The 9,034-nt window shown below is 59.0% G+C and carries 9 protein-coding genes and 1 pseudogene; 5 read left to right on the forward strand and 5 right to left on the reverse strand.

Annotation, left to right across the window (positions count from 1 at the left end; genetic code table 11):
- The 4 genes from NQ036_RS14285 to NQ036_RS14300 all read right to left on the reverse strand — a co-directional run bounded on the left by NQ036_RS14285 (position 1) and on the right by NQ036_RS14300 (position 4,700).
- A complete protein-coding gene (locus NQ036_RS14285; protein ID WP_257049937.1) occupies positions 1-1,122 on the reverse strand; it encodes a CaiB/BaiF CoA-transferase family protein in 1,122 nt (373 codons plus the stop codon).
- On the reverse strand, positions 1,119-2,672 hold the full coding sequence (locus tag NQ036_RS14290; RefSeq protein ID WP_257049936.1) for a class I adenylate-forming enzyme family protein: 1,554 nt from the start codon (positions 2,670-2,672) through the stop codon (positions 1,119-1,121). The genes NQ036_RS14285 and NQ036_RS14290 overlap by 4 nt, the downstream gene beginning before the upstream one ends.
- Before the next feature lie 40 nt (positions 2,673-2,712).
- Positions 2,713-3,942 carry a beta-ketoacyl synthase gene (locus NQ036_RS14295; RefSeq protein ID WP_257059756.1) on the reverse strand — a complete coding sequence of 410 codons (1,230 nt, stop codon included), beginning with the start codon at positions 3,940-3,942 and terminating at the stop codon, positions 2,713-2,715.
- Positions 3,943-4,085: 143 nt separating this feature from the next.
- Positions 4,086-4,700, reverse strand: coding sequence for a TetR/AcrR family transcriptional regulator (locus NQ036_RS14300; protein WP_257050006.1), 615 nt, complete (start codon positions 4,698-4,700; stop codon positions 4,086-4,088).
- 137 nt (positions 4,701-4,837) lie between these two features.
- Between NQ036_RS14300 and NQ036_RS14305 the strand changes: the two genes are divergently transcribed.
- The 5 genes and pseudogenes from NQ036_RS14305 (at position 4,838) to NQ036_RS14320 (ending at position 8,104) form a co-directional block, all read left to right on the forward strand.
- On the forward strand, positions 4,838-5,695 hold the full coding sequence (locus NQ036_RS14305) for an enoyl-CoA hydratase/isomerase family protein (protein ID WP_257050005.1): 858 nt from the start codon (positions 4,838-4,840) through the stop codon (positions 5,693-5,695).
- A gap of 12 nt (positions 5,696-5,707) precedes the next feature.
- The gene (locus tag NQ036_RS14310; protein WP_257050004.1) at positions 5,708-6,481 is read left to right on the forward strand and encodes an enoyl-CoA hydratase-related protein; all 774 of its coding nucleotides are present in this window, start codon (positions 5,708-5,710) and stop codon (positions 6,479-6,481) included.
- A gap of 265 nt (positions 6,482-6,746) precedes the next feature.
- A pseudogene (locus NQ036_RS15875) lies at positions 6,747-7,319 on the forward strand (AMP-binding protein); the annotation flags it as partial.
- 28 nt (positions 7,320-7,347) lie between these two features.
- Entirely contained in the window at positions 7,348-7,599 is a 252-nt protein-coding gene (locus NQ036_RS14315) for a hypothetical protein (RefSeq protein ID WP_257050003.1), read from the forward strand.
- A 151-nt stretch (positions 7,600-7,750) separates the two neighbouring features.
- Complete coding sequence (locus tag NQ036_RS14320; RefSeq protein WP_257050002.1) at positions 7,751-8,104, forward strand: hypothetical protein; 354 nt, start codon at positions 7,751-7,753, stop codon at positions 8,102-8,104.
- 75 nt (positions 8,105-8,179) lie between these two features.
- On the opposite strand, the gene NQ036_RS14325 is transcribed toward NQ036_RS14320, so the two are convergent.
- On the reverse strand, positions 8,180-9,034 hold an 855-nt coding region (locus NQ036_RS14325), incomplete at its 5' end, for an IS1634 family transposase (RefSeq protein ID WP_257059758.1).

Genomic DNA, 9,034 nt, shown 5'->3' on the forward strand with positions numbered 1-9,034 from the left:
CTACATTTCCGGCCACTTGGTAAGCCCTGCTGGCTCACTTAAGTCATGTGCTTTTGCTATCTGAGTTTCCGAAAGTCCAAGCCCTCTCAACACCGGAACCGTTCGATCCGTCCTGTCGGTTCTGCCTCTCCGAATGTCGCGCGTCGCGATGTCAATGGGTGGTCCCTCTATTCCCCATCCCGTCCCGTGCCGAGCAGCAAGCTGCGGATCCGCGTCCAGTTCATCGGGCGTCAGCACGGGGGACACACATGCGTCGACGGTCGCGAACTCTGCAGCCCAGTCGTCGCGCGAACGGGTTTTGAACTTCACCGCTAGGGCTTCTTCGATGGCCGGCCATTGCGATCGTGGGTATTGTGCCGGGACCTCGCCCAGGCCCAGGGTATTCCACAATCTAGCGAAGAACTGCGGCTCAAGCGCTCCAACGGCGACGAGCCGATCATCGGCTGTTTCATAGCAACGATAGAAGGGAGCTTCCCCTCCGATAACGCTCCGGCCCCGTTCTGGCGCTGCAGAGGTCTTCCACGTCGCATAATTCATCGGCATGAGTGCACGAACCCCGTCCACCATCGCCACATCCAGATATTGACCTTTCCCTGTGTCGTCCCGGTCAACGAGTGCAGCACAGATTCGAAAGGCCGCAACGAGGGAGCCCCCTGCGAAGTCCGCTACCAGGTTCAACGGAACAGTGGGGAATCCCTCGGTGGGCCCGAGCATTGCCAATACGCCGGTCTGTGCAAGATAATTGATATCGTGCCCAGCAGCTTGTGCCATCGGGCCCTCCTGCCCATAGCCCGTGATCGAGCAGTATACGAGGGCCGGATTGAGCGCGGACAGACGCGGGTATCCGGCCCCAAGGCGTTCGGCTACCCCGGGCCGGAAACTCTCAACGAAGACATCTGCCGTACTGACCAGACGGTCCAATGCCGCCCGTCCGTTTCCATCTTTCAAATTGAGCGAGATAAAGGTCTTGCCCCGCGATGCCTCCTCGATGGGTGTACCTGCTCGCCCACCCCCAATGGACACGACTTCGGCACCCAGATCCGCGAGCAACTGCGTAGCCACCGGCCCCGGTGCCAACCGGGACATATCGACAACCTTCACACCTGACAACGGCCCCGTCATAGTTTCCCGCTCCTTGCGTCACGGGATAGAGCACGTTTGTCTGTCTTCGCAGTTGCAGAAAGTGGCATCTGATCTAGGAAAGTGATACATCGGGGATGGGCGTATGCCGGTCCCTCTGCGAAGAAGTACTCCCGAAGTTCCTCCTCAGTTGTCTTCGCTCCGGTTTCCAGTACAACGAATGCAACAGGAACCTGGCCCTTCACCTCATGGGGAGAGGGAACCACCGCTACGTCCCTAACGGCAGCGTGCCGAGCCAGAATGGCTTCGACCTCAGCGGGGTATACCTTCTCTCCCCCCACGTTTATTCGATCGTCTGCACGTCCACGAAAGTACAGCCACCCATCGTCATCCTGGTATGCAAGATCACCCGTGGCGAACCAACCGCCGGGTTTGATCCGGCGAGCATTCTCCTCCGGACGTCCCAGATAACCCGGGGTGACACAATACGCGTTCCTACACCACAGCTCTCCGGTCCCCCCGGGCGGGATATCCTCTTCGTCAGAACCTACTATTCTCACTTCAAAACCTGGCAACGGACGCCCAATGCTACCTGCACGGCGCGGGCCGATCAGCGGATTCATCGACAAGCACGGTCCACATTCCGTCAGACCGTACCCCTCAACGAAGGTCGCATTGGGAAATACTCCGCTCAGCTGCGCACTAAGGCTAGGCGGCAGGGGAGCCGACCCACACGCGATGACACGCAGCGATCGGTAGTTCTGATCGGACAGATTGTCGGCTTCCGCGAGCATCATTTTGAACATCGCAGGCACGCCAATCGAATATGTAATGTGTTGTTCAGAAATCGTTCTCAGAACCATTTGTGGTTCAAAACCGGGCAACACCGTCACAGTGCCGCCAGTCAACAGAACCGGCAGGAGGCCGCACGCAGCCGCGTTCATATGAAACAGAGGGGCCGCCAAAACTACTCTGTCGCTCGGATTGAGATAGAGATTCTGACCGATCAGCTGTGAATCTCTCAGTAACATCCGGCCCGGAATCTGCACGCCCTTGGGGCGTCCGGTCGTACCCGAGGTGAATGCCAGCCAGGCCAACTCATCAGGGTCCACTAAAACGTCGGGAGACGCCGGTGACACGTTCGATAGCCAGCCTTCGTAATCGACCAGTCCGTGTGCCTCACCGTCGACGGCCACACTGAGCATGAGCGGGTTATGCTGTGCCAGTTTTGACACAATTTCTCCCGCCGCGGCACTGCCCAGTACCGCCAGTGCACCGCTGTCCTCAAGTTGTTCCTGGTGCGTCTGAACCGCCAATTTAGGGTTGACCGGCACTGCCACGAATCCACCGCGGATCGCACCCAATGCAGTCTCAACAAATCGCAAGTCGTTTTCCCACAAGATGAGCACACGGTCGCCGCGACGCAGCCCTGCAGCGGAAAGACCTTGCGCGACCCTGTTGATTCGGCGGTCTAGTTGTTTATAGGTAAGTCGCATTCCTGCTTGTACCAGTGCAGGCTTATCCGGGAAGAAGCACAATCCATAATCGGTGGCTCGACCTAAATTCTGCGTAAATAGGAAATCAGACATCATTGTCCTCAATCGTTGTCTTCAGATTTGAAAGCGGCGGCCTCTAGGCGCGCGTTACCACCAACGAGGCGTTCTGGCCCCCGAACCCGAATGCATTCACCTGGAAGGCGTCCCCGGTCACAGCAGAAGGAGAGCCTAACGGCACCCGAAAACTCACCTCGGGTTCGAGCTCGGTGGTATTCGCCGTCGGCGCCAGAGTACCAGAATCCATGGTGTGCAAGCCGGCGATCACACCCATAACGCCCGCCGCGCCCGCTGTATGCCCGAGCGTTCCCTTGAGCGAAGTTACGGCGACCTCTGGCGGGAAAAGTTCGTTGATCGCAATGATTTCGGAAATGTCTCCCACCGGAGTTCCGGTCCCGTGGGCGACCACCGCCCCGATATCGGAAGGCGCTATTTCAGCGTCAATCTGCGCTGCTCGGATCGTTTCGACTTCCCACTTCCCCGACGGATCGGGGGAGGAAGGATGGTATCCATCTGACAGTGAGGCATAGCCGCGCACAATTCCATGTACACGGGCACCTCGCTTCTCAGCGTGCGCCAGGTTCTCCAGAACAATGACTCCGGCACCATCTCCCGGGATGACTCCCCTCCGATGGACGTCAAAGGGCATGCAGATCTTCGTCGGGTCTGCAACGTCAGTCGGGGACATCCCATACTGCGCCGCCGCCATCCCACTGATCTTGGCCTGCCCATTGTCCGTGCCACCGACGATTGCGGTATCCGCAAGCCCCGCTTCAATCATGCGTGCCGCGATTCCAATAGCGTCGAGGGATGACGCACATGCCGTCGACACCGTAAGCAACGGACCATGGAGGCGCCACCGCAGGGCGGTTTGGCCAGCGGCCATATTGGGCCACGCCATGAGCTGAACTTTCCTTGGTACCGCAGCAAAGCCACCCTCTCGATAAGCAGCGTCTGCGTCGTAGAGCGTTTGCGCCCCGGCCATTGAGGTGCCCATCACCACAGCTGTGCGCAACGGGTCAGGCTCGTCGATGCCCGCATCGGCCAGTGCGTTGGTAGCAGCTGCCACTGCATATTGGGCGAAGCGGTCTGTTCCGCGCGCAGTCCTCTCATCAAGCCAGTTGGACGGATCGAACTCGCGGACCGGTGCATAGAACAGATTGCCTCCCGCTTCGTCAGCCCACGGTGCATGTACCGCTGTCGACTTCCCTCGGTCCAGGCCGGCGTTGAACTCGCCGATCGTGTTTCCCAGGCTGGAGATGACCCCCCGTCCCGTGATAGCAACTTGCAGCATCTGGTCCTCCCTCATCGCAGAACTCCTGCGCCAGCTCGGCGCCCGTCTAAAACATTAGTTCAGAACTGACGTCGATGTCAATATCATTTTTTGTGCCAGAAGAGAGCCGCCAAGGGTATTCGAAAGCCCGAGCCGCCATCAGCCCATCAAACCGCGCCTCACTCTTCGGCGAGCCCGATTCCCCTACACCAGATGTTCGTAACGGTGTCGACGGCAGCGTCTACGTCGACGTCGTCTGCGGCATCGCGAAACAACCGAATGGAGGAGTGCATCACCATGGCGTTCAAGGCCCTGGCGGCATAGTAGGGTTGGATATCAGCAGCGACTTTACCCTGGCGCTTGAGCCGCGCCAGAGACTTCTCGGTACGTTCGATATTGGCCTCCGTGAGCGCTTCCAGCTTTTCACTCAGCACCTTGTTCACCGCGGCAGCCTCCAACCAGGCCGCCAGTAGCCGCGTATGTCGCGCATAGCCTTCTATGTAGGCTCGGTTCGAGCTCTCTACGGCTTCTCGCACCGTAGCATGTGGAGCAGACGAGACGTTTGCCGCACCGGCGATTTCCCGTTCCTGCGCCTCGATGACGGCGGCGAACGCCGCTTCTTTCGAATCAAAGTATGTGTAGAACGTACCGTACGCAGCATTTGCATCTTTCACGATGTCCGATACCTGCGAACTGACGAATCCGTCACGTTCGAATATCTTCTGCGCAGACGAAATGATTCGAGTCCGGGTTTCCCGACCCTTGGCGCTCAGCTCATCGAGCGTCTTCGGCATCCCACATCATCCCTCTCGATCATCCCTCTCGGTTACAGTGTGCACCTCGACTTCATGGTACCCGTCGATTATTGACATCATGTACAGTTATGCCATCGGCAAGGAAGCCGACCAATCGCTGAAGGATGGTGTAGCACATGAGTGCTCTGAGTTCGCACGAAAACGATCCAACTGGGCAGGCGATGCGCGCTCATCCCCCGTTGCACGACATCACTATCGAAGACCGTACCCCTGCCACTAGAGTCATCACGATCCAGCGGCCACATGTGAGGAACGCATACCGTTCGCGCACTGCCCAAGAACTGGCTGAAGCCATCACAGAGTTCGGGATCAATGAAAGTCTCCGGTCGCTCATCATTACCGGCGGCGACACGGCCTTCTGTGCGGGAGGCGATCTCAAGTCAGCTGAGGAATACAGCACAGGACACAACGACCAACTTGGACACGCAACCGTCGTGCGCAACGGTATGCACGGCGCGATCCGCGCTCTGCAAGCCTGCGATAAGCCGACCATTGCACAGATTTCGGGGGCCTGCACCGCCGGCGGATTAGCACTTGCGTTAGCCTGCGACTTGAGAATCGCAGACACTACTGCCACCTTTGGCGATCCAGCCAGTAAAGTCGGGTTGCTACCAGACGAAGGCGGCGCCTGGTTATTTTCCCGCGTCATGGGCGCCGACCAGGCCCTTTTGATGATGCTCACCGGTATCACTTATTCCGCGACCGAGGCGGCCAATAGAGGCTTGGTCACCTCAGTCGTCGAGCCGAATGAACTGCAAAGCACTGTCTTTGCACTCTGCGAGAGTATCGCCTCAACAGCGCCCATAACCACGCGCCTCCTGACTCGACTAGTACACAGCGCCACCGATCAGACGCTCGATCAAGCGCTTCAGACGGCCGAGCTCGCCTGCCAAATTGCCAACAATACGCGGGATGCAGATGAAGGGCTTGCCGCGTTCAAACAACACCGAGTCCCAGAGTATGAAGGCAAATAAGGAAGGAAACACATGTCAGAAATCATCGTCGAGCGCTCCGAAAAATCCGCGCGCATCGTTCTCAACCGACCAGATGCCATGAATACGATGAGCAATGCGCTTCTCGACCAACTCACCATTGCCCTTGAAGACCTCAACGACTCCGGCGTCGACATCATCACGATCACCGGCAGCGGCAAGGCATTCTGTGCGGGTGGAGACCTCACAGAAACTCACGATCGTTCTCACCCAAACCGAGCTATCGACAACCTGCGCTACCATACACGTGCCGCGGAGCTGCTGCGTGAAGGTCCCGCCATTACCATCGCGATAGTCAACGGTGCGGCTGCAGGCGCGGGGTTTGCACTCGCCGCAGCCTGCGACCTCCGCCTGGTTCACGAAAAGGCAGTGTTTCGTTCGGCGTTCCTCACCGCTGGGATGAGTGGGGACTTCGGTCTTAGCTGGTCACTGACCCGGCTTATCGGCGCCGCGCGAGCAGCTGAACTCCTATACCTCAATGAGAAGGTCTCAGCGGTTCGCGCCTACGAACTCGGACTGGCCACTAAAGTGCTGTCGTCCGAGCACTTCGAAGCGGAAGTCGCAGCAATCGTTACGACACTCGAAGACGCACCTCCATTGGCACTGGCCGGGATCAAGGCCAATCTCAATGACGCCCACAATCTCCAGTTCGCCGAGGCAATGCGGCATGAGGCCCCACGGCACATCGCCACCGGTTTCAGCGCCGATGCCGTCGAAGCAGGAGATGCCTTCTTAAACAAGCGCCGGCCCGTATTTTCCGGGAAATAGCTGCGGACAGAAGCCAGTCCTTCGAGAAGATGGAGTGGCTTCGCAGATGAGAAAAGCACGCGTAGGAGACATGTGCCTTCCACGCCGCTGGGGCCGCGCGGCGGTCACCCAACGTGTGATAGAAAAAAGAACAAAATTTATTCCCGCCATACAGACGAGAGCAAAGTTGCAATCGAGAGGGACGGAACCGTGAGCCAACCCGAGACCGCCACCGCAGTGCAACACAAGCAGACATTCAACAAATCTAGCCGAAATACGTGGCGGAATGACCGCACTCGTGTCCTCTGACGAGAGACTGACGTATGCCGAGTTTGAGGCCCTGACGAATCGCGTTGCACGTCTTTTCGCATCCATGGGAGTTGGACGAGGCGACTTCGTTCTCATCGCGTCATCGAAACCGTTGAAGTATCCAGTGGCTACCATCGCCGCACTTAAGATCGGAGCGGTTCCGATGCCGGTTTCCAGCATATTCGTACAGCGTGAGATCGACGCCCTGATCGATCTTGCCGCACCTGCTCTTGTGTTCGACGACACCGACAGATCCGTGTCCGTGAACCGGCTGAGATCCTTCGACGGGACCGCTGATCTGCCCGATAACCCACTCGTCTCCGTGTCCGCACCTGCTCTCAAAGCGCCTACATCAGGAGGTTCAACTGGAAACCCCAAGGTAATAGCTTCAGGCAGCCCTGGTATGCCGGCTAGCTTCCAAGGCCTGATCGAACTCTCCCGGCTTCCTACAAGTGGGGCCTGTCTTATGACCGCACCGCTGTACCACAACGTTCCCTTCACCGCTGTCTCAGGAAGCCTGGTTTCCGGACTGCAGGCCGTACTCATGGATCGTTTCGATGCGGAAGGAGCCTTGCCCCTTGATCAACTCGGAGCACGTTGCATGGGCCTATATGGTACTGACCATGATGCAGCGCATCTGGAAACTTCCCGAAGAAACACAATCGGCATACGACGTGTCCAGCCTGCGAAAGCTCGTCCATCTTGCCGCGCCATGCCCGCCATGGCTCAAACATGCCTTCATCGATTGGCTGGGGGTCGACGCCATCTATGAAATATTCGCAGCAACCGAGCAGCAGGCGGCGAATGGCTCAGTCACCCGGGCTCCGTAGGACGTCCGGTCAGTGGGGCCTTCAGCATACGCGACCCCGCCGGTAACGAACTCTCCACTGGACTTGTCGGTGAGATATGGATGAGGCGCGATGCCGATGCCTCGGCGCTGTCGCCGAAGTCGACGATGACGGGTGGGAAACCGTAGGAGACATGGGATGGCAGGATGAGGACGGATACATTTATCCCAGCGGCCGGCGATCGGACATGATGATCGTCGGCGGCGTGAATGTGTTCCCAGCAGAGATTGAGTCCGTAAGCAATCTGCACCCTCAAGTCATATCTTCCTGCTGCGTCGGTCTTGACGATGCGGAATCAGGAAAGGTCCCCATCCTGGCGGTGCAGACGAAAGATGGGGGAATACCGGAGGGGTTCGAGCAGCTCCTGGCAGATGGACTGTCCAAAAACAAACGACCTCACCAGCTCATCGCCGCTCAAGCCTCGCTATACGATCCAGCAGGCAAGACCCGACGCAGCGATATACGCTCAACGTACTTCTCCGGTTGACCGCCTCAAGCTGCTGTAGTCGAAAGTCCTTCCACCACAGTTCCGGCGACTCCGACCTGACTTCCACAACGTTAGTTACCCTGGCGGGGTGACGGCGTCGCGGATATAGGCGGCAGCCTCGGTGATGGGGTCGGCCGCGGCGATCGTGTGCCCGGCGATCGTCACACTAGTCTCGACGATCGGCTTGAGCGTGGTGATGATGCGCTTCTTCGACCAGCCAGTGGCCGCGTAGAGGTAGCGCTCGACGGCCAGCGCGGTGAACACGATCGTCAGGTGCGCCTCGATTGCGTCACGCGTGTGGTGGAAGATCGGCCGGGCCCGCAGATCGGTCTTGGACATGCGGAACGACTGCTCGACGTGCCACAGCTCGTGATAATTCCCGATCACCTCGCCTGCCGTCATGAGGCTGGCGGGCAGGTTCGTCAGGTAGCCCTTCCAGCCGGCCAGGCTCATCGCCCGATCGTAGGAGGCCTCGTCGAAGGACTTCTTCGCGTCCTTGATCCGCACGAACCGGGTTTTCTTCACCGGCTTGTCGCCCTCGATGATGGCGATGGCCTTGTTGCGCTGCAGGTTCAGCGTCTGCCGGTCTCGTACGGCGCGTTTCCGGCGGAACTGCCATACGGCGCGCCACGCGTCCGGATGAGACTCGGCCGACCAGACGGGCTCGGCCCGCGTTTTCACCCGGTCGGGGTCCAGGCCCTTGGTCCCGCGCGGGGTGATCGTGTCGACGACGCGCCCGTCGTCGGTGGCGGTGCCCTCCCAGTGGAAGTACGTGGCCAGGTCGCCGGGTGCCCTGGTCTGTGGGGACCCGACGATGAACCGCAGGCCCGCATCGTCGAGGTCCCTCAGGTTCTTGGATGAGAGCATGCCGGCGTCGGCGGCGATGACCATGTCGGCGATGCCGTGGCGGTCTTGGAACTGCTTGACGAT

It is taken from the genome of Brevibacterium sp. 91QC2O2 (assembly GCF_024580695.1).
GTDB classification, from domain to species: Bacteria; Actinomycetota; Actinomycetes; order Actinomycetales; family Brevibacteriaceae; genus Brevibacterium; species Brevibacterium moorei.

Excerpts from the sequence above, each read along its gene's own strand:
- NQ036_RS14285 (WP_257049937.1), bottom strand. The coding sequence starts at position 1,122 with ATGACGGGGCCGTTGTCAGGTGTGAAGGTTGTCGATATGTCCCGGTTG.
- NQ036_RS14290 (WP_257049936.1), bottom strand. The coding sequence starts at position 2,672 with ATGATGTCTGATTTCCTATTTACGCAGAATTTAGGTCGAGCCACCGAT.
- NQ036_RS14295 (WP_257059756.1), bottom strand. The coding sequence starts at position 3,942 with ATGAGGGAGGACCAGATGCTGCAAGTTGCTATCACGGGACGGGGGGTC.
- NQ036_RS14300 (WP_257050006.1), bottom strand. The coding sequence starts at position 4,700 with ATGCCGAAGACGCTCGATGAGCTGAGCGCCAAGGGTCGGGAAACCCGG.
- NQ036_RS14305 (WP_257050005.1), top strand. The coding sequence starts at position 4,838 with ATGAGTGCTCTGAGTTCGCACGAAAACGATCCAACTGGGCAGGCGATG.
- NQ036_RS14310 (WP_257050004.1), top strand. The coding sequence starts at position 5,708 with ATGTCAGAAATCATCGTCGAGCGCTCCGAAAAATCCGCGCGCATCGTT.
- NQ036_RS14320 (WP_257050002.1), top strand. The coding sequence starts at position 7,751 with ATGGGATGGCAGGATGAGGACGGATACATTTATCCCAGCGGCCGGCGA.